Below are 17,342 nucleotides of genomic sequence, written 5' to 3'. Positions count from 1 at the left end.
CGAGGGACTCCAAGGACGCCCTCGCTCCACCACGACCGAGGCCTGTCAACGTGAGTTGACGTCGCCTACGTGTCAACCTAGATTGACACGCATGGCTGATGCGACGGCGGTGGCGGCGGCGGCGTCCTCGCGGGACCCGGCGACGGGGCTCGCAGCGGTGTCGTCGCTGCGCACGCTGCTGGAGTCCCTCGAGGAGCTGCAGGTGCGCAACGCGCGCGACCAGGGCTGGTCGTGGCAGCAGATCGCCGACGGGCTGTCGGTCAGCCGGCAGGCGGTGCACAAGAAGTACCGCCGCCTCGGGATCCTCTAGGAGGCAGACGTGTTCGAACGCTTCACCGAGTCCGCGCGGCGGGTGGTGGTGCTCGCCCAGGAGGACGCGCGCGAGCGGGCCGACCAGAGCATCGGCAGCGAGCACCTGCTGCTCGCCCTGTGCCGGGACGACACGCGCGGCGCCGCGTTGCTCGCCGCCCGGGGTGTCACGGCCGCGACGGTCGAGGCGGACCCGCGGCGTGCCGCTCCCCCCGACCGGCCGTGCCTCCCCGACCGCGAGGCCCTGGCCAGCGTCGGGATCGACCTCGACGAGGTCCGCGACCGCGTCGAGCAGGCGTTCGGGCCCGGAGCGCTCGACGGCACCCGTGCCGCGCGTCGGGTTCGCCGGCGGCTGTGGGGCCACATCCCCTTCGACCACGGCGCGACGAAGGTCCTCGAGCTGGCGCTCCGCGAGGCGATCCGCCGCGGCGACCGCTCGATCGGCACCGAGCACGTCCTGCTCGGGATGTTGCACCGCGAGACCGGGCGCGCGTCGGCGCTGCTCCGTGCCCGCGGCCTCACGCTCGACGAGGTGCGCGCGGCCCTCGACGAGCCGGGGACCGCGGCTCAGTAGGTCGCGCTGTTGGCGTAGAAGATCATGATGCCGAGGATCAGCAGGCCGCCGAGGACGAACGCGAGGTCGCTGGTCCCGCGGTAGTTCTTGCGGTTCCGCATGATGCCGCGCGCATCGGCCGCCGCACGGAAGTACTCGGCCCAGCGCCGCCCGACGATGAACCCGACGGCGACGCCGACGACGACACCTGCGGCCATGAGCACGCCCACGTGGACCCCCTGATCTCTCAGGCCACAGTGTCACCTCCGGCCCCACGATCGGGTGAGACCGACACGCCGGGTGGCTGGAAGCCACCCGGCGCAGCCCCTACTCGGCGAGCTCCTCCAGCGGCGGGCAGGAGCAGACGAGGTGGCGGTCGCCGTGGGCGGCGTCGATGCGCCGCACCGGCGGCCAGATCTTCGCCGGGCGCCCCGCGGCCGGGAACGCCGCCTCCTCGCGCGTGTAGGCGTGGTCCCACGACGCCCCGAGCACCGAGCGGGCGGTGAACGGCGCGTGGACCAGCGGGTTGTCGTCCGCGGGCCACTCCCCCGACTCGACGCGGGCCACCTCACCGTGGATGGCGATCATGGCGTCGCAGAAGCGGTCGATCTCGGCGAGGTCCTCGGACTCCGTCGGCTCCACCATCAGCGTGCCGGCGACGGGGAACGACATCGTCGGCGCGTGGAAGCCGTAGTCGGCCAGGCGCTTGGCGACGTCGTCGACGGTGATCCCCGACGACTTCGTCATCGGGCGCAGGTCGAGGATGCACTCGTGGGCGACGAAGTCGTCCGGCCCGGTGTAGAGCACCGGGAAGTACGGGTTCAACCGGGTGGCGACGTAGTTGGCCGCGGCCACGGCGGTCAGCGTCGCGCGGCGCAGCCCGTCGACGCCCATGAGCCGCACGTACGCCCAGGAGATCGGCAGGATCGACGCCGAGCCCCACGGCGCGCCGGCGACCGGGCCGACCCCGGTCTCCGGCCCGGCCGAGGGCTGGGCCGGGTGGTTGGGCAGGAACGGCGCGAGGTGCTCGGCCACGCCGATCGGCCCGACGCCCGGGCCCCCGCCGCCGTGCGGGATGCAGAACGTCTTGTGCAGGTTCAGGTGGCTGACGTCGGCGCCGAACCGCCCGGGCCGCGCGAGCCCGACCAGCGCGTTGAGGTTGGCGCCGTCGACGTAGACCTGCCCGCCCGCGTCGTGCACCGCCGCGCAGACCTTGCGCACGTGCGGCTCGTAGACGCCGTGGGTGGACGGGTAGGTGATCATGATCGCGGCGAGGGTGTCGCCGCACTCGTCGATCACGCGCTGCAGGTCGTCGCGGTCGACGTCCCCGCGGTCGGTCGTCTTGACGACCTTCACCCGCATCCCGGCCGAGATCGCCGACGCCGCGTTGGTGCCGTGTGCCGAGGCCGGGATGACGCAGACGTCGCGGTGGACCTCGCCGCGGCTGTGGTGGAAGGCGCGGATGGCCAGCAGCCCGGCGAGCTCGCCCTGCGAACCGGCGTTGGGCTGCAGCGACACCGCGTGGTAGCCGGTGAGGTGCACCAGCCAGTCCTCGAGGTCCCGGATCACGCGCAGCATCCCGGGCGCGTCGGACTCCGGGGCGAACGGGTGCAGCTCGGCGAAGCCGGGGTAGGTGATCGGCTCCATCTCGGCAGTGGCGTTGAGCTTCATCGTGCACGAGCCCAGCGGGATCATGCTGCGGTCCAGCGCCACGTCCTTGTCCGAGAGCTCGCGCAGGTAGCGCAGCAGCCCGGTCTCGCTGCGGTGGCGGTGGAAGACCGGGTGGGTGAGGTACGACGACGTGCGGACCAGGTCGGCGGGCACGGCGTCGTCGGTGGCGGCGTCGAGGTCCTCGACGTCGGGCTGCCCCGCGCCCAGGGCGTGCCACAGGGCCCGCAGGTGCTCGCGGGTGGTGCGCTCGGAGCACGAGAGGCCGACGTGGTCCGCGTCCACCTCGCGCACGAGGATCCCCTCGCCGCGGCAGGCGGCCACCGCGTCGGCGGCCCCGCCCGGGACGCGCACCAGCACCGTGTCGAAGAACGCGCGGTGGACCACCTCGACGCCGCCCTTGACCAGCCCGGCCGCCAGGACGGCGGCCATCCGGTGGGTGCGGCGGGCGATGACCCGCAGGCCCGTCGGTCCGTGGTGGACGGCGTACATCGCGGCGATCACCGCGAGCAGCACCTGCGCGGTGCAGATGTTGCTCGTGGCCTTGTCGCGGCGGATGTGCTGCTCGCGGGTCTGCAGCGCGAGCCGGTGGGCCGGGTCGCCGTCGGCGTCGATCGACGTGCCGACGAGACGTCCGGGCAGCTGGCGCGCGAGGCCCTGGCGCACGGCGAGGAAGCCGGCGTGCGGGCCCCCGAAGCCCAGCGGCACGCCGAAGCGCTGGCTCGTCCCGACGGCGACGTCGGCGCCGAGCTCGCCGGGCGGGGTGACGACGGCGGACGCGAGGAGGTCACAGGCCACGACGACGGCCGCGCCGCGCGCGTGGGCGGCCTCGATCACCGCGCGGTGGTCGCGCAGCACGCCGGAGGCACCGGGCGAGGCGAGCAGGAGGCCGAAGAAGTCGTCGTCGGGGAGCTCGGCCGTCGCGTCGTCGATGGGGACGACCCGGACCTCGATCCCGAGGGACTCCGCGCGGGTGTGCAGCACGGCGATCGTCTGCGGGAGCGTGTCGGCGTCGACGAGGAAGCGGTTGTTCTTCGTCTTGTCCGCCCGGCGCAGCAGCAGCATCGCCTCGGCGGCCGCGGTCGACTCGTCGAGCATCGACGCGCCCGCGACGTCGAGCCCCGTGAGGTCGCAGACCATCGTCTGGAAGTTGAGCAGCGCCTCGAGCCGGCCCTGGGAGATCTCGGGCTGGTAGGGCGTGTAGGCGGTGTACCAGGCCGGGTCCTCGAGGACGTTGCGGCGGATCACCGGCGGGGTGATCGTGCCGTGGTAGCCCAGGCCGAGCATCGGCTCCAGCACGGTGTTCTGCCCGGCGAGGCCGCGCAGCTCGTCGAGCACCTGCGCCTCGGTGGCCGGCGGCGGCGGCGCGGCGCCGGTCGGGTCGTCGGACCAGTCGGCGGGGTCGCTGCGGATCGAGGTCGGCATCGCCCGGTCGGCGAGCTCCTCGAGCGACCCGGCGCCGATCGTCTCCAGCATCCGCGCGAGCCCGCGGGCGTCGGGGCCGATGTGGCGGTCGGCGAACGGGATGCCGTGCTCGAGAGCGGCGAGCGGGGCGGTGTTCCACGAGGACATCGATGCCTCCGGCGGCAGGGCGGGCTGGGGCCTCGCGCGCTGCGGACGTCGCCATCCGTCGCGCGGCCTCCCCCTCTGCCACTGCCCGCCACCGTGCGAGCGCCTGAGAGCTTCACCGGGACGGTGGGCTCACCGCCGGCTTGCACCATCGGCGGGTGACCGACCCGGTCCTGCTGGAGCGGTCACCGCTTTCCAGAGGTCGTCTCCTCCGCGCGGTCGGGGTGCCTGAGAGGTTCCGGGGAGGAGTTGCTCCTTCGGCGCCTGCAGCCAGAGGCTTCTGTGTGCAGGTCTCTCCCGCGCGGTGTCCAAGAACGACCTGGTGAACGTACCGCAACCGCGGCAGCGGACCCATCACCCGCGTGGCCCGTGTCACCCGGCCGAGCGGGCTCCCCGGTTGCGACGGGAGGCCAGCTCGTCCTCCGGCGCCTGCTCGACGACGGCGGCGTCGGCGCGCTCGGCCGGGAACCGCGAGATGGTCCCGGAGATCTCGCGCATGGCCCCGCCGACGGCGATGCCGAAGACGCCCTGGCCGCCCTGCAGCAGGTCGACGACCTCCTCGGGCGACGTGCACTCGTAGACCGTGACGCCGTCGGAGAACAGCGTGATGCGCGCGAGGTCGCGCACGCCGTGGCGGCGCAGCTGCTCGACGGCGATGCGGATGTTGTTCAGCGAGACGCCGGTGTCGAGGAGGTTCTTGACCACCTTGAGCACCGCGAGGTCCTTGAAGGAGTACAGCCGCTGCGAGCCCGACCCGGTCGCGCTGCGGATGCTCGGCACGACCAGCTTGGTGCGCGCCCAGTAGTCGAGCTGGCGGTAGGTGATGCCGACGATCTGGCAGGCGGCCGGACCGCGGTAGCCGACGACCTCGTCCATCCCGGGTACGGCGTCGCCGAACACCTGGTCGTCGAACAGCGAGCCCTGCTCGCCCTCCGGGCCGAGGGGTTCGAGCTCGGGGCCGGCGGGTCCGCCGTCCTGACCACCGCTCACCGAAGTGCCTCCCTCGTGCCGTTGTGACGCCGACGGTACGAGCGGCGGAGGTGGGGGTCAACGCGACGCGCGGCAGCCCTCGACCTCGAGTTGAGGGTCAGCGTACTGGCCGGTGACCAGCAGCGTTTCTCGACCCCTGGCCCGCGCCGCGTGACGGCTGGGATCACGCGACGGAGGAGCGTGAGCCCAGCGCTCACGCTTGGCGCGACACTAAGTGTCGGCGCCGCGGAAGTCCTCGGGAGAGACCGAGTCGAGGAACTCGCGGAACTTCTCGACCTCGTCCTCCTGCTCGTCGGGGATGACGAGCCCGGCCTCGGAGAGGACGTCCTCCTCGGCGTGGATCGGGACGCCGACGCGCAGGGCGAGGGCCACCGAGTCGCTGGGGCGGGCGGACACGCGCACGTCGCCGTCGAACACGAGCTCGGCGTAGAACGTGCCCTCCTGCAGGTCGATGATCCGGACCTGCTCGAGGCGGCGGTCGAGCGCGCCGAGCACGTCCTTGAGCAGGTCGTGCGTGAGGGGCCGCGCGGGCTTGACGCCCTGCTGCTCGAGGGCGATCGCGGTGGCCTCGACCGAGCCGATCCAGATGGGCAGGTAGCGGTCACCGTCGGCCTCCCGCAGGAGGAGGATCGGCTGGTTCGCGGGGAGCTCGACCCGAACGCCCACGACACGCATCTCGCTCATGAGACTCGCCCTCCTCGAGGTCGCGCTCCGAGGGCTCCGTCGCCGTAGCCCTCAGCCGACGGGTCGAGACGCTACACGCTCCGCGACCCCCGTGCGCGCGTCCGGAGAACGGCGATCGCCCGGCGGCCGACCGCCCCGTGACGGTCGCGTGGCGGGCGAGTCAGCGCTGCAGTCCGTGCCGCAGACCGGACCCGACGAGCAGGGCGTGGAGCCGTCCGGAGAGGGCCGCGAGCTCTGCGGAGAGCTCCTCCGCGCGGCGTGTCGCCTCGGGTCCGCGGCTACGCGCGACGGGGGTGACGAGCTGGGTGAGCAGGCCGACCTCGCGGTCGGCGCCGGCGCGCAGGGAGCGCAGCAGCCGGGGCTCGACGCCCAGGCGGGCGAGCGACGCGGCGGTGCGGGCGACCAGGACGTCCTCGGGCTCGTAGCGGCCGTCGGCGTCGGCGCGCAGGATCCCGTACTGCTCGAGGCCGTCGAGCAGGACCGCGTCGACGCCGTCCTCGGCGAGCAGCGCGTCGCGCCCGACGGTGTCGCCGCGGGCGGCGCGCACGCCGTCGGGGTCCTCGTCGGGCTCGGCGCGGTCGGCCACCGAGGCGAGGCTGCGCAGGCGGGCGCTCGCGGCCGGGCTGGTCAGGCCGCCCGGGCCGGTCGGGCCGGTCGGGCCGCCGGGCCCGCCCGGACCCCCGCTGCGGGGCTCGCCCCCGGGGGCGGGGGCGGTGAGCAGCGCCGTGTCACCGGCCGGGGTCTCGCCCGGCAGCGTCGGGCCGCCCTCGGTGGGCGCGCGGTCGAACTCGTCGAGACGCGCCCGGATGACCTTGAGCGGCAGGTAGTGGTCGCGCTGGGCGGACAGCACGAACCGCAGGCGCACGACGTCGGCGTGGGAGAACTGGCGGTAGCCCGCGGGCGTACGGGCCGGCCGGATCAGGCCCTCGGACTCGAGGAACCGGATCTTGGAGATCGTGATCTCCGGGAACTCGGCCCGCAGCGCGTCGAGCACCGAGCCGATCGACAGGGGCGACCCCCCTGGCTCGGGCAGCCCGGCGGCGGTCACTCCAGCCCCGCCCCCGCCCCGGCCGACCCGCCGTCGCGGGGGCCGGTGAGGAAGACGAGGCGGAACTTGCCGATCTGCACCTCGTCGCCGTTCGCGAGCACCGCGGTGTCCACCGGCTCACGGTTGACGTAGGTGCCGTTGAGGCTGCCGACGTCGACCACCACGAACTCGGCGCCGTCGCGGCGGAACTCCGCGTGCCGGCGGGAGACGGTGACGTCGTCGAGGAAGATGTCGCTGTCGGGGTGGCGCCCCGCGCTCGTGGTGTCCCGGTCGAGCAGGAACCGCGACCCCGCGTTGGGGCCGCGCTTGACCACCAGCAGCGCCGAGCCGGCGGGCAGCGCGTCGACCCCGGAGACCGGGGTGCCGCGCGACTCGCTCTCGGGCTCGGCCAGGAAGTCGGCCCGGAAGACCGACGTCGTCTCGCCCTGACGCTCGGGGGGGACCGGGGGACCGCCTGTGCTCACCGTGCTCCTCCGTCGTGTCGTGCTCGGTCTGGTCGTCCGGCCCGTCACACCGGGCAGGGCGCCCGGGGACGCGGTGCTCGGTGACGGATCGTCGCGAGGTGGCCGTCACGGTACCGGTCCCCGTCACGGGGTCGAGGCCCTCCCCACCCACCGTGAGCGACGGCCCGCGTGCCGTGGCGGAGCGTTGCCGGGACGGCCCGTGCGGGGCCGTCCGGACGAGTCCGCCGGCGGCGTCAGGACCCGTCGACGAGCGCCTGGTAGCCGGCCGCGTCGAGGAGCCCGGCCAGCGCGTCGGCGTCGGCGAGGCGCAGCTCGAACATCCAGCCGGAGCCGTACGGGTCCGAGTTGATCAGTTCCGGGGTGTCGCCCAGGGACTCGTTGACGGCGGTCACCTCGCCCGGCAGGGGCGCGTAGATCTCCGAGACCGACTTGGTCGACTCCACCTCGGCGATCGACTCCCCCGACGACGCGGACGCGCCGACGTCGGGCAGCTGGACGAAGACGACGTCGCCGAGCTGGTCCTGGGCGTAGTCGGTGATGCCGACCCGCACGACCGACGGGTCGCCCTCCGTCGCCGTGACCCACTCGTGCTCGGCGGTGTAGTGCAGGCCCTCCGGGACCACCGGCGGCTCCTCACGTCGTTGGTGACTGCTCGGTACAGGCGGCGCAGGTTAGCGGGCCGGCACGGAGGCGGGCGACCGTACGAGCTGGATCAGGTAGAGCGTTCCCGACCACAGGTGCAGGGCGATCCCCCACGCGGTGAAGGCGTAGGCGACGGGTCGCGCGAGGTCCGCGCCCGCCCAGTCCATCTGGGCGAGCAGCAGCAGCGGGAAGGCGTAGAGCAGGCACATCGTCGCCGCCTTGCCGACGTAGAGCACCGGGAACGCGAGGTAGCCCTTGCGGCGCAGCAGCGGCAGCGCCGCCGAGACGACGAGGTCGCGCCCGATGATCAGCGCGAGCACCCACCACGGGACGATGCCGCGGAGGAGGAACGCCACGAGCGTCGCGACGGTGTAGAGGCGGTCGGCGAGCGGGTCGAGCAGCTCGCCGAGGCGGCTGTACTGGTCGAGGGCGCGGGCGATCCGCCCGTCGAGCCAGTCGGTGATGCCGCTCGCGGCGAGCACGACCAGCGCCCAGCCGTCCGCTCGCGGGCCCAGGAGGAGCCACAGGAACAGCGGCACACCGGCCAGCCGGACCGCGCTCAGCGCGTTGGGGACGGTGAGCCAGCGTTCTCCGGCGAGCTCCCGCAACGTCACGGGCCGGAGTATCCCCGCCCGGGGGCTACCGGGCCGTCCAGCCCATGTCCATCGTGACCGGCGACCCACTGAAGGCCGACCCGGCCGGGGTCTGGAGGAACGCGACGACGTCCGCGACCTCGGACGGCTCGATGAGCCGCTTGACCGCGTGCGGGGTGAGGATGACCTCCTCGAGCACCCGGTCCTCGTCGATGCCGTGGGCCCGGGCCTGGTCGGCGATCTGCTTCTCCACCAGCGGGGTCCGCACGTAGCCCGGGCACACCGCGGTCGAGGTGATCCCGTCGGCGGCGCCCTCGAGCGCGAGGGTCTTCACCAGACCCAGCACGCCGTGCTTCGCCGAGACGTAGCCCGCCTTGAACGGCGAGGCCGCGAGGGCGTGGGCCGAGGCGATCGCCACGAACCGCCCGCCCCGCGGCGCCGCGCGCAGCGACTCCCACGCGTACTTCGCGAGCAGGAACGGGCTGGTCAGTAGGATGGCGAGCAGGGCGTCCCAGCGGTCCTCGTCGAAGTCGACGACCGGCGACACGTGCTGGAACCCGGCGTTGGCCACGACGAGGTCGAGGCGCCCGAAGTGCTCGAGCGCGGTGTCGACCGCCGCCTTGTTGCCCTCCCGCGTCGTGAGGTCGGCACCCAGCGACGGCCCCGGGAGGGTCTCAGCCAGATCTCCTTCGGGCGCCTTGAGGTCCACCCCGAGGACCTGCCATCCGTCGGCCGCCAGCCGGTCGACGATCGCCCGGCCGATCCCGCTGCCCGATCCGGTCACCACGGCTGCTCGCTGCTCGTCCGCCATGCCCCGACCGTAGGCTCTCGCGCCGTGATCGGCCCTGCCCCCGACCCCGCTCCGGCCCTCGGGCTCCCCGCCTCCCCCGCTCCCCTCGTCCCCGACGTCCGCCGCATCGCCGTGCTGCGCGCCAACGGGCTCGGCGACTACGTCGTCGCCGAGCCGGCGCTGGCCGCGCTGCACGCCGCCTACCCCAACGCCGAGGTGACGCTGCTCGGCGCCCGCCACCACGTGGCGCTGCTCGAGGGACGGCCGTCGCCGGTGGACCGGATCGTCCCGGTGCCGCTCGTGCCCGGCGTGCGGGTGGGGCCGGACCCGGACGCGAGTGAGGACGAGGTCGAGGCCTGGTGCGCGGAGCGGCGGGCGGAGGGCTACGACCTGGCCGTCCAGATGCACGGCGGCGGGCGGAACTCCAACAAGCTCCTGCTGCGCCTGGGCGCCCGCGTCACCGTCGGCGCCGGCACGCCCGACGCGCCCCGGCCCGACCGCTGGGTGCCGTACTGGCCCTACCAGCACGACACGATCCGCTGGCTGGAGGTCGCGGCCGCGGCCGGCGCCACGCCCACCCGCGTCGAGCCCCGCGTGGCGGTCACCGACGCCGATCTGGAGGCCTCCCACGCCGTCGTGCCGCCCGGCGACGCGCCGCTGCTCGTGGTGCACCCCGGGGCGACCGACGCCCGCCGCTGCTACCCCGAGGAGCGCCTCGGCGCCGTCGCGCAGGACCTCGCCGACCGCGGCGCCCGCGTCGTCGTCGCCGGTGGGCCGAGCGAGGCCGAGCGCGTCGAGCGGGTGGTGGCGGGCATGCGGACGCCGCCCGAGACCGCCGTCGGCACCCTCGACCTGCCGGCGCTGGTCGGGCTGCTCTCGCGGGCGACGGTGGTGCTGGGCAACGACTCCGGGCCGCGGCACCTGGCCGCGGCCGTCGGCACCCCGACCGTCGCCGTGTTCACCTACGCCAACCTCGCCGACGTCGCGCCGCTGACCCGCGTCTGGCACCGGGTGCTCGTCTCCTGGCACGGCGGCTGCCAGGTCTGCGGGCGGCGGGTGCTCGAGGGCTGGTGCGGCCACGGCGCCAGCGCCACCCACGACGTCGACGTCGCCGAGGTGCGCGAGGCGGCGGTCGACCTGTGGGAGCAGGCGATGATCACCTGACGCGCAGCGTCGTCCCATCCTCGGCGGCGACGACCTCGCCGATCACGGGGTGGCCGGGGATCTCGCCGGCCAGCAGCAGCCCACCCGAGGTCTGGGCGTCGGCGAGCAGCAGGGCGGTGACCTCGTCGACGCCGAGGTCGGCGTGCGGACGCACCCAGTCGAGGTTGCGCCGCGACCCGCCCGGCACGTAGCCCTGGTCGGCAGCCTCCCGCGCGCCGTCGAGGAACGGCACGGCGGAGCTGTCGATCACCGCGGTGACGCCGGAGGCGCGGGCGAGCTTGTGCGCGTGCCCGAGCAGGCCGAAGCCGGTGATGTCGGTGCCCGCGCGGACCCCCGCGGCGACGGCGGCCCGCGAGGCGTCGGCGTTGAGGGTGGTCATGACCTCGACGGCCTCCGCGAACGACTCGCCGGTGGCCTTGTGCCGGTTGTTCAGCACGCCGAGCCCGAGCGGCTTGGTCAGCGTCAGCGGGGTGCCGGGGCGGGCCGCGTCGTTGCGGATGAGGGCGTCGGGGTCGGCGGTGCCGGTGACGGCCATGCCGTACTTGGGCTCCGGGTCGTCCACCGAGTGGCCGCCGGCGACGTGGCAGCCGGCGAGGTCGGCGACGTCGAGGCCGCCGCGCAGCACCTCGGCGGCGAGGTCGTAGGGCAGCACGTCGCGCGGCCAGCACAGCAGGTTGAGCGCGATCACCGGCCGCCCGCCCATGGCGTAGACGTCGGAGAGCGCGTTGGCGGCGGCGATGCGGCCCCAGTCGTAGGGGTCGTCGACGACGGGGGTGAAGAAGTCGGTGGTGGCGATGAGCGCGAGCCCGTCGCGGATGCGGACGGCCGCGGCGTCGTCGCCGTCGTCGAGCCCGACGAGCAGGTCGCCCTCCCGCGGCGTCGACGGCGAGGGCACCAGCCCCCGGACGACGTCCTCGAGCTCACCGGGCGGGATCTTGCACGCGCAGCCGCCGCCATGGGCGTAGCCGGTGAGACGTGGGCTCGTGGTCGTCATGGCCCCGTTTCTACAGGCGCTGCAGGCCCTCGAGCACGCGCTGCATGACGTCCTGCGACGGGCGCCCGGTCGGCGCGACCGCGCGGGGGTGCACCAGCAGCAGGCCGGCGCCCGCCATGTCGTCGATGATCACGCGGGCGACGCCCAGCGGCACCGACAGCAGAGCGGCGACCTCCGCGACCGAGCGCGGGTCGGCCACGACGTCGCCCAGGGCCACGTGCTCCGGGTCCTCCAGCGGGGGACGCGGCGACGGGATCGACACCAGCGTCTCGACGGCCAGGTCCGGCCGGGCGCGGGTGCGCCCGCGGGTACGGACGTAGGGACGCACCCGGGTGCGCGTGCTCTCCGGCGGCGGGGCCGCGGTGATGAAGAGCGGCATCGTCGGCGCGTCGTCCGGCTCGTCGCCCGGCGGCGGGGCGTGACGCCGGGCCGGCGGCGGCGCCTGGGCCGGGACGGCGGCGTCCTCGGCCGCGGCGCGGGCGGCCTCCCGGCGCTGACGGCGGGTGTGGGAGCCGAACCGCGCACCGGTGCGCCCGACGTACTCGTCGGCGGGCGGGGCCTCCAGGACGACCTCGGGCTCGGCCTCGGGACGCTCGACGTCGTCCTCGGCGGGCCGGGGGAAGCGGGCGCCCGTGCGACCGACGCGGGGGCGTCGACGCCGCCGGTCGTCGCCGTCGCCCTCGGTCACCCTGCGCTCCCCCTCGCTCCCCGATCGGGGGATGTCGCCGGGCCGATGCTGCGCGATCGGCTCGCCGGACGGACGGTCCGTGCCCACGATAGAGCAGGTCTCGGTCAGATCACACGGTGCGATCAGTCCGGATCGAGGGGCGCCGGCGTCCGTGACGCGGGGTGATCGGGCGGTCACACGGTGACGATCCCGTCACGGCGTTGCTCCGAGGAGGTGTCGACCGGATCGGACGCCGTGTCCTGCGACGACGACCCCCGCGGCGACCGCTAAGCTCATGTCAGCCCCACCTTGACCTCTCTCCGTGGGGCTGTTCCTCACCGAGGCTCGGGGTCGTCGTCGTTCCACCCGGTCCGCCGGGGCGTCGACCCCGAGTCTCGTTGCGTGGGCTCATCAACTGCGTGCACGGTGCACGCGGATCCGCGCGTCGCCGAGGGCCACGACGTCGCCGGGCACCACCTGACGGCCGCGCCGCGTCTCGTCCCGGCCGTTGACCGTGACCTCCCCCGCCTCGAGCACCTCGCGCGCCCCTGCGCCGTCCTCGACGAGACCCGCGAGCTTGAGCAACTGGCCGAGCCGGATCGTCTCGTCGCGGATGTCGACGTCGCGGATGGGCGGGCGGTGGTCCACGGGACGAGTGTCCCCGGCGGACCGGGCCGCGCGGTGGTGGGATGGCGGGGATGGTCGCGCTGCTGGTGCTCGCCGGGATCGGGGCGGGACTGACGGGATCGATGGCGGGGCTGGCGTCCCTGTTCTCCTACCCGGCCCTGCTCGCCGCCGGGCTTCCCCCCGTCGTGGCCAACCAGACCAACACCATCGCGCTGGCCGTGAGCTCGGTCGGCTCGATGCTGGGCTCCCGCCCCGAGCTGCGCGGCCAGGCCCCCCGGGTGCTGCGCCTGCTGCCGCTGACGCTCCTCGGGGGCGGGATCGGTGCCGGGCTCGTCCTCGTGACCCCGTCCGACGCGTTCGCCCTCATCGTCCCGTTCCTCGTCGGCGGGGCCTCGCTGGTGCTCCTCTGGCGCCCGCGCGCCGACGCCGCGCCGGTGTCGTCGCGGGCGGGGCGCGCGGCGACGACCGTCGGCGTGGTCCTGGTCGGCGTCTACAGCGGCTACTTCGGCGCCGCCGCGGGTGTCGTGATGATGGCGCTGCTCGTGCGGGCGCTCGCCGACTCGCTCGTGCGCGTCAACGCCGTGAAGAACGTCCTGCTCGGGGCATCGAACGCGGTCGCGGCGGTCGGCTTCGCCGTGCTGGGCGACGTGTCGTGGTCCTCGGCGCTGCCCCTGACCCTCGGGCTGCTCGTCGGCAACTACACCGGCCCGGCCATCGCCCGCCGGCTCCCCCCGACCGTCCTGCGCATCGGGATCGCCGCGGCCGGCCTCGTTCTCGCCGGGGTCCTGCTGTTCCGGGCCCTGACGTCGCCCTGAACGCCCGCGCTACAGCGTCTGTCCCCCGTCGACGACGACCGTCTGGCCCGTGACCGCGGGGTTCTCGACGAGGCCGAGCACGGCCCGGGCGACGTCGTCGGGCGTGGTCTCGCGGTCGAGGAGCGCCGCCGACGACAGCTCCCGGCCACGGTCCTCCTGGCCCGCCCACCAGCGCGTCAGCACGAGGCCCGGCGCCACCTCGTTGACCCGCACCGGGGCGAGCGCGCGGGCCAGCGAGCGGGTCAGCCCGTGCAGGGCCGACTTGCTCACCGCGTACGGCAGCGACGACCCGGTGCCGGTGAGCCCGGCGATCGACCCGATGTTGACGACCGCGCCGTCGTCGGCGCCGCGCAGGTCGTCAGCGACCGCCCGCGTCACGTACCAGGGCGCCATGAGGTTGACCGCGAGCATCTGCCGCCAGACGTCGTCGGTCGCGCCGTCGAGGTCCTCGAGCGGCAGCGGGACGGTGGCGCCGGCGTTGTTGACCAGCACCTCGACCGGTCCGAGCTGCTCGCGCACCGACGCGGCCATCGCGCGCACCGACGCGTCGTCGGTGACGTCGGCGTGGACGGCGACGGCGCGCCCGCCGGCGGAGGCGATCTCGGCGACCGCGGACTGCGCGTCGTCGGACGAGCGCCGGTAGGAGATCGCGACCGGGCGCCCGGTGCGCGCCAGGGCGAGGCTGCAGGCGCGCCCGATGCCGGTGCCGCCGCCGGTGACGAGAGCGGTCACGACCCGCTCAGCTGGCGCTTGACCTCCGTCGACACCCGACGGCCGTCGGCGCGCCCGGCCACCTGCGGCTGCACGGCCTTCATCACCGCCCCCATCTGCTGGGGGCCCGCCGCACCGGTCTCGGAGATGACGGCCGAGACGATCGAGGTCAGCTCCTCGTCGGAGAGCTGGGTGGGCAGGTAGTCGGTGAGGACGGCCTGCTCGGCGCGCTCACGGTCGGCGAGCTCGGTGCGCCCGGCGCCGTCGAAGGCCTCCGCCGACTCGCGACGCTTCTTCGACTCGCGGCCGAGGACCTTGAGCACCTCGTCGTCGGAGAGCTCGCGGTGCGTCTCGCCGGCGACCTCCTCGGTGTTGATCGCCGACAGCGCCATGCGCAGCGTGGCCACGCGCACCTGGTCGCGGGCCTTCATGGCGGTGGTGAGGTCGCTGCGGAGTCGTTCCTTGAGGTCGGCCACGGCGACCACCGTAGTCACGTGACGCGACGGAGAACCGCCGTCGGCACGACCCGCAGGGCCCGCCCGAGGACTGCCCAGGGCCACGTCGGGACGTAGGCGAACGCCGGCGCCCTCTCGATCGCGTCGGCCATCGCCCGCGTGCCGGTCGCGGCGTCGACGGCGAACGGCATCGTCATGCCGGCGTTGAGGTCGGTGCGGATGTAGCCGGGGGCGAGGGTGGTGACGCGGATCGGGGTGTCGGCGACGTCCACCCGGATGCCGTCGGCGAGGTGCGCGAGGCCGGCCTTGGTCGCCGCGTAGGTGGTCTGCGCACCGCGCAGCCCGCGGTCGGCGGCGACGGAGGTGACGACCACCAGGTGCCCGGAGTCCTGCGCCCGGAAGATCTCCATGGCGGCCTCGCACTGGGCGAGCGCGGCGACGAAGTTGGTGCGCGCGGTGGCGAGGTTGGCGTCGAAGCGCCCGGTGCCGATCGGGGCGCCCCGGCCGAGGCCGGCGTTGACGACCACCCGGTCGAGCCCGCCGAGCTCGTCGCGCAGGGCCCGGAACGTCGTGAAGACGGCGTCGTGGTCGTCGACGTCGAGGTGCGCGACGGCGACGCGCACGCCGGTGGGGGCGAGCTCGTCGCGCAGCGCCTCGAGGCGGTCGAGGCGTCGGGCGGCGAGCGCCAGGTCGTGTCCCCGCGCGGCGAACTCGCGGGCCATGCCCGCGCCCAGCCCCGCGCTCGCACCGGTGATCAACGTCCGCACGGGGTGCGTGCCTACCAGCTCACGCGTGGGCCAGCACGTTCACCACGACGCCCTGCGGGGTGCGGACGAAGAACCGGCGCACGCCCCATTCCTCGGTGGTGAGCGGGTGCACGATCTCGTAGCCGTCCGCGACCGCCCGGGCGTACACCGCGTCGACGTCGTCCACCTCGACCGAGACGCGGCTGTCCTCCGGCGCCGTCGCGTCCCGCGAGATCAGCTGCACCTGGGCGGGCCCCTCGCGGTGGTTGACGACCCAGCCGAGGTCCATCGCGGTCTCGAGGCCGAGCAGGCCAGTCCAGAACGGGGCGTCGGCGCCCGGGTCGGCGACGGCGAGGTTGGCGACGATGCGGGTCACGGTCATGGCCGGTGAGCATGGCCCCCACCGCGTCCGGGGTCTTGGAGGAAACGGAGCCGCGCCACGGATCGCGGCGCTGTGGTGTTCTCCCCGACGTGGCCGACGACGAGCAGCTGCGGACCGCGCTGGTCGAGGACCTCGACGCGGGGTTCGAGGCGGTGGTGCGCGCGCACGGCGACGTCGTGCACGCCGTCGCGCGCCGCACGGCCGACCGGGCCGTGGACGCCGAGGACCTCGCCGCCGAGGCGTTCCTGCGTGCCTACCGCGCGCTGCGCGACTACCCGGCCACCCGGATCGAGGCCCTGGACCTGCGGCCCTGGCTGCTGACGATCCTCCTCAACACCGCCCGCAACGACCGCCGCACCGCCGCCCGCCGGCCCCGCACCGACGGGGTCGCCGAGCCGCCCGACCGCCCGAGCGCCACGGCCGGCCCCGCCGAGCGCGCCGAGACGGCCGAGCTGGGCGACCGCCTGGCCGCGCTGCTCGCCGACCTGCCGGTCGCCCAGCGCACGGCCGTGGTGCTGCGCCACGTCGTCGACCTCCCGGTCGCCGAGGTGGCCGCCGTCCTGCACTGCACCGAGGGCACCGCCCGCTCCTACGCCGCCCGCGGACTCGCGGCGCTGCGTGCCCGTCTCGAGGAGACACCGTGACCGACAGCCCGCCGCCCGACGCCGTGCTCACCGCGCTGCGCGACCTCGCCGGCCCCGCCCCCGTCACCCTCGCCGACCGTGTCCTCGACGGGTGGGTCCGCGCGCCCAGTGCCCTGGGCGAGGTGTACGCCGTCGTCGGCGACCGCGGGGTGCGCCTGCTGCGCCCGGCCGCCCACGCCGGCGACCTCGAGGCCTTCCTCGAGGACTACCGCACGCGGCACGGCCGCCCCGTCCGGCCCGCGGCCCGCCCGCCGCGCGGGCTGCTGCCGGCCCTGCGGGGGCGCGGTCCGGGCCCGGCGCTCGACCTCGCCGGGCTCACGCCGTTCGCCCGCGACGTCCTGGCCGCCACCGCCCGCATCCCGGCCGGGCAGACCCGTCCGTACGGCTGGGTCGCCCGCGAGATCGGGCACCCGAAGGCCGTGCGGGCGGTGGGCACGGTGCTCGCCCGCAACCCGGTGCCGCTGCTCGTGCCCTGCCACCGCGTCACCCGGGGCGACGGGCAGGTCGGGCAGTACCTGTCAGGCGTCGCGGACAAGGTGGCCCTGCTCGAGGGCGAGGGCGTCGACCTGGCCGGTCTGGCCGAGCTCGCCGACCGGGGCGTCCGGCTGCTCGGCAGCGACACCACCGGCGTCGTCTGCTTCCCGACGTGCCACCACGCGCGGCGGATCACCGCACCCCACCGCCACGGCTTCGCGAGCCTCGAGCGCGCCCGCGAGGCCGGCTACCGGCCCTGCCGCGACTGCCGCCCCCTGTGAGCAGTTGCGGCCCCTATAGGGGCCTGTCTGTTCTCAGGACATCGGAGACAGGTGATGTCTCAGCACATCGCG

The 17,342-nt window shown here is 75.0% G+C and carries 22 protein-coding genes and 1 riboswitch; of the genes, 6 read left to right on the top strand and 16 right to left on the bottom strand.

Annotated features, from left to right (window positions below):
* Positions 1-91 precede the first annotated feature (91 nt).
* Both ABD994_RS06845 and ABD994_RS06840 read left to right on the top strand, forming a co-directional pair.
* A complete protein-coding gene (locus ABD994_RS06845) occupies positions 92-310 on the top strand; it encodes a helix-turn-helix domain-containing protein (RefSeq protein WP_345412176.1) in 219 nt (72 codons plus the stop codon).
* 9 nt (positions 311-319) lie between these two features.
* Positions 320-883: a Clp protease N-terminal domain-containing protein gene (locus tag ABD994_RS06840; RefSeq protein ID WP_345412174.1), complete on the top strand. Its 564-nt coding sequence runs from the start codon at positions 320-322 to the stop codon at positions 881-883.
* On the opposite strand, the gene ABD994_RS06835 is transcribed toward ABD994_RS06840, so the two are convergent.
* The 9 genes from ABD994_RS06835 to ABD994_RS06795 form a co-directional block, all read right to left on the bottom strand.
* Entirely contained in the window at positions 877-1,092 is a 216-nt protein-coding gene (locus tag ABD994_RS06835; protein WP_345412171.1) for a hypothetical protein, read from the bottom strand. The genes ABD994_RS06840 and ABD994_RS06835 overlap by 7 nt on opposite strands.
* A gap of 97 nt (positions 1,093-1,189) precedes the next feature.
* A complete protein-coding gene (gcvP, locus tag ABD994_RS06830) occupies positions 1,190-4,102 on the bottom strand; it encodes an aminomethyl-transferring glycine dehydrogenase (protein ID WP_345412168.1) in 2,913 nt (970 codons plus the stop codon).
* Between the two features lie 203 nt (positions 4,103-4,305).
* A riboswitch (glycine riboswitch) is annotated at positions 4,306-4,409 on the bottom strand.
* 62 nt (positions 4,410-4,471) lie between these two features.
* On the bottom strand, positions 4,472-5,089 hold the full coding sequence (locus ABD994_RS06825; protein WP_345412166.1) for a MerR family transcriptional regulator: 618 nt from the start codon (positions 5,087-5,089) through the stop codon (positions 4,472-4,474).
* Between the two features lie 210 nt (positions 5,090-5,299).
* Positions 5,300-5,773: a bifunctional nuclease family protein gene (locus tag ABD994_RS06820; protein ID WP_285647930.1), complete on the bottom strand. Its 474-nt coding sequence runs from the start codon at positions 5,771-5,773 to the stop codon at positions 5,300-5,302.
* A gap of 160 nt (positions 5,774-5,933) precedes the next feature.
* On the bottom strand, positions 5,934-6,821 hold the full coding sequence (locus ABD994_RS06815) for a MerR family transcriptional regulator (protein ID WP_345412161.1): 888 nt from the start codon (positions 6,819-6,821) through the stop codon (positions 5,934-5,936).
* On the bottom strand, positions 6,818-7,285 hold the full coding sequence (garA, locus tag ABD994_RS06810; RefSeq protein ID WP_345412158.1) for a glycogen accumulation regulator GarA: 468 nt from the start codon (positions 7,283-7,285) through the stop codon (positions 6,818-6,820). The genes ABD994_RS06815 and garA overlap by 4 nt, the downstream gene beginning before the upstream one ends.
* A gap of 233 nt (positions 7,286-7,518) precedes the next feature.
* The gene (gene gcvH, locus ABD994_RS06805) at positions 7,519-7,908 is read right to left on the bottom strand and encodes a glycine cleavage system protein GcvH (RefSeq protein WP_345412156.1); all 390 of its coding nucleotides are present in this window, start codon (positions 7,906-7,908) and stop codon (positions 7,519-7,521) included.
* Positions 7,909-7,956: 48 nt separating this feature from the next.
* A complete protein-coding gene (clsA, locus tag ABD994_RS06800) occupies positions 7,957-8,541 on the bottom strand; it encodes a cardiolipin synthase ClsA (RefSeq protein ID WP_345412154.1) in 585 nt (194 codons plus the stop codon).
* Positions 8,542-8,566: 25 nt separating this feature from the next.
* Positions 8,567-9,331, bottom strand: coding sequence for an SDR family oxidoreductase (locus ABD994_RS06795; protein WP_345412151.1), 765 nt, complete (start codon positions 9,329-9,331; stop codon positions 8,567-8,569).
* Between the two features lie 24 nt (positions 9,332-9,355).
* Here ABD994_RS06795 and ABD994_RS06790 point away from each other — a divergent pair, with 24 nt between their 5' ends.
* Positions 9,356-10,474: a glycosyltransferase family 9 protein gene (locus ABD994_RS06790; RefSeq protein ID WP_345412149.1), complete on the top strand. Its 1,119-nt coding sequence runs from the start codon at positions 9,356-9,358 to the stop codon at positions 10,472-10,474.
* Here ABD994_RS06790 and selD read toward each other — a convergent pair.
* From selD to ABD994_RS06775, 3 genes are all read right to left on the bottom strand, one after another.
* On the bottom strand, positions 10,467-11,468 hold the full coding sequence (gene selD / locus ABD994_RS06785) for a selenide, water dikinase SelD (protein ID WP_345412147.1): 1,002 nt from the start codon (positions 11,466-11,468) through the stop codon (positions 10,467-10,469). The genes ABD994_RS06790 and selD overlap by 8 nt on opposite strands.
* 10 nt (positions 11,469-11,478) lie before the next feature.
* Positions 11,479-12,156, bottom strand: a complete 678-nt coding sequence (locus ABD994_RS06780; RefSeq protein WP_345412145.1) for a DUF742 domain-containing protein — start codon at positions 12,154-12,156, stop codon at positions 11,479-11,481.
* A 390-nt stretch (positions 12,157-12,546) separates the two neighbouring features.
* Positions 12,547-12,783, bottom strand: coding sequence for an RNA-binding S4 domain-containing protein (locus tag ABD994_RS06775; RefSeq protein WP_345412143.1), 237 nt, complete (start codon positions 12,781-12,783; stop codon positions 12,547-12,549).
* A gap of 41 nt (positions 12,784-12,824) precedes the next feature.
* Between ABD994_RS06775 and ABD994_RS06770 the strand changes: the two genes are divergently transcribed.
* Positions 12,825-13,577 (top strand): sulfite exporter TauE/SafE family protein, encoded by a 753-nt coding sequence (locus tag ABD994_RS06770; protein ID WP_345412141.1) that lies wholly within the window; start codon positions 12,825-12,827, stop codon positions 13,575-13,577.
* A gap of 9 nt (positions 13,578-13,586) precedes the next feature.
* Here ABD994_RS06770 and ABD994_RS06765 read toward each other — a convergent pair whose 3' ends face one another.
* Genes ABD994_RS06765 through ABD994_RS06750 form a run of 4 tightly spaced genes read right to left on the bottom strand, consistent with a single transcriptional unit; the run spans position 13,587 to position 15,871 of the window.
* Entirely contained in the window at positions 13,587-14,309 is a 723-nt protein-coding gene (locus tag ABD994_RS06765) for an SDR family NAD(P)-dependent oxidoreductase (protein WP_345412139.1), read from the bottom strand.
* Positions 14,306-14,764: a GatB/YqeY domain-containing protein gene (locus ABD994_RS06760; protein ID WP_345412136.1), complete on the bottom strand. Its 459-nt coding sequence runs from the start codon at positions 14,762-14,764 to the stop codon at positions 14,306-14,308. The genes ABD994_RS06765 and ABD994_RS06760 overlap by 4 nt, the downstream gene beginning before the upstream one ends.
* A 14-nt stretch (positions 14,765-14,778) precedes the next feature.
* Positions 14,779-15,510 carry an SDR family oxidoreductase gene (locus ABD994_RS06755; protein ID WP_345412134.1) on the bottom strand — a complete coding sequence of 244 codons (732 nt, stop codon included), beginning with the start codon at positions 15,508-15,510 and terminating at the stop codon, positions 14,779-14,781.
* Between the two features lie 19 nt (positions 15,511-15,529).
* Positions 15,530-15,871: a VOC family protein gene (locus ABD994_RS06750; RefSeq protein ID WP_345412132.1), complete on the bottom strand. Its 342-nt coding sequence runs from the start codon at positions 15,869-15,871 to the stop codon at positions 15,530-15,532.
* Positions 15,872-15,960: 89 nt separating this feature from the next.
* Here ABD994_RS06750 and ABD994_RS06745 point away from each other — a divergent pair, with 89 nt between their 5' ends.
* Together ABD994_RS06745 and ABD994_RS06740 are read left to right on the top strand one after the other, a co-directional pair.
* Positions 15,961-16,515 carry an RNA polymerase sigma factor gene (locus tag ABD994_RS06745; RefSeq protein ID WP_345412130.1) on the top strand — a complete coding sequence of 185 codons (555 nt, stop codon included), beginning with the start codon at positions 15,961-15,963 and terminating at the stop codon, positions 16,513-16,515.
* Complete coding sequence (locus ABD994_RS06740) at positions 16,512-17,270, top strand: methylated-DNA--[protein]-cysteine S-methyltransferase (RefSeq protein ID WP_345412127.1); 759 nt, start codon at positions 16,512-16,514, stop codon at positions 17,268-17,270. Before ABD994_RS06745 ends, ABD994_RS06740 begins: the two co-directional genes overlap by 4 nt.
* Positions 17,271-17,342 lie beyond the last annotated feature (72 nt).

The organism is Actinomycetospora chlora (assembly GCF_039542135.1).
GTDB lineage: Bacteria > Actinomycetota > Actinomycetes > Mycobacteriales > Pseudonocardiaceae > Actinomycetospora > Actinomycetospora chlora.
Note: the sequence above shows the minus strand (reverse complement) of the source record. Positions and strands in the feature narration are given on the sequence as shown.

Bases quoted from the DNA above. Each gene is read 5' to 3' on its own strand.
- ABD994_RS06795 (WP_345412151.1), bottom strand. From the start codon at position 9,331: ATGGCGGACGAGCAGCGAGCAGCCGTGGTGACCGGATCGGGCAGCGGG.
- ABD994_RS06770 (WP_345412141.1), top strand. From the start codon at position 12,825: ATGGCGGGGATGGTCGCGCTGCTGGTGCTCGCCGGGATCGGGGCGGGA.
- ABD994_RS06820 (WP_285647930.1), bottom strand. From the start codon at position 5,773: ATGAGCGAGATGCGTGTCGTGGGCGTTCGGGTCGAGCTCCCCGCGAAC.
- ABD994_RS06750 (WP_345412132.1), bottom strand. From the start codon at position 15,871: ATGACCGTGACCCGCATCGTCGCCAACCTCGCCGTCGCCGACCCGGGC.
- ABD994_RS06845 (WP_345412176.1), top strand. From the start codon at position 92: ATGGCTGATGCGACGGCGGTGGCGGCGGCGGCGTCCTCGCGGGACCCG.
- gcvP (WP_345412168.1), bottom strand. From the start codon at position 4,102: ATGTCCTCGTGGAACACCGCCCCGCTCGCCGCTCTCGAGCACGGCATC.
- selD (WP_345412147.1), bottom strand. From the start codon at position 11,468: ATGACGACCACGAGCCCACGTCTCACCGGCTACGCCCATGGCGGCGGC.